Genomic DNA, 859 nt, shown 5'->3' on the forward strand with positions numbered 1-859 from the left:
GTTGAGCCGCCCGGGCGGAGCCTTGGCTCCGCCCTTCTCATCGCTCGCACGAGACCAAGCCGGCCTCTCCAGGCGCCGGCCTTTTCGCATGTCGAAACCAAACCTCAGTCGATCGCGGAAGGAAAAGAAATGGGAGGAGAGCGCGCCGTGCGCGTCCCGTCCCGGAAGGAGGTCCTGCCGGGGCCGGCGGTCAGCGCAACGGCTTCGCCGTCCTCCACTTCGTTGCGGCCCGTCGCGCCTCGCCCCGCGGTCGGGCGCCTCCGGGTGCGCGGTCTCGCCTGTTCCCCCGGCAACCGGACCCCGTGACGGGGCCGCGATCGGCGCGGCCTCCAGTGCGGAGGTTCAGGAAAATGAGCAGGAAAGAGATTGGCGAGCGCGGCGACATCTACGCCAGGATTACCGAGCGGATTGTCGCCGATCTCGAAAAAGGCGTGCGACCGTGGATCCAGCCATGGAGCGCGGCGAATGCGACCGGCCGCATCACCCGCCCGTTGCGTCATACCGGAGCGCCATATTCCGGCATGAACGTGCTGCTGCTGTGGTCGGAGGCCATGGCGCGGGGCTTCGCCTCGCCGACCTGGATGACCTTCAAGCAGGCGGCGGAGCTCGGCGGCCATGTTCGCAAGGGCGAATCCGGCTCGATCGTCATCTACGCCAGCCGTTTCACGAAAACCGAAACGGACGCGCACGGCGGGGAGGTGGAGCGGGACATCCCGTTCCTGAAGACCTACCGCGTCTTCAACGTCGACCAGATCGAGGGTCTGCCGGCAAATTTCTATCTCCCGCCGCCGCCCGTTCTCGATCCGATGGCGCGGATCGAGCATGCCGATTGGTTCTTTGCGCATACCGGCGCCGTGAT

Annotated in this window: 1 protein-coding gene; it reads left to right on the forward strand. The window is 66.8% G+C overall.

Features of this window, described 5'->3' with window-relative positions:
• Window positions 1-350: 350 nt before the first annotated feature.
• The coding region (locus K9U40_RS24885; protein WP_282892415.1) for an ArdC family protein at window positions 351-859 on the forward strand (509 nt) is incomplete at its 3' end.

The organism is Xanthobacter autotrophicus (assembly GCF_030015065.1).
Taxonomy (GTDB): Bacteria; Pseudomonadota; Alphaproteobacteria; order Rhizobiales; family Xanthobacteraceae; genus Xanthobacter; species Xanthobacter autotrophicus_D.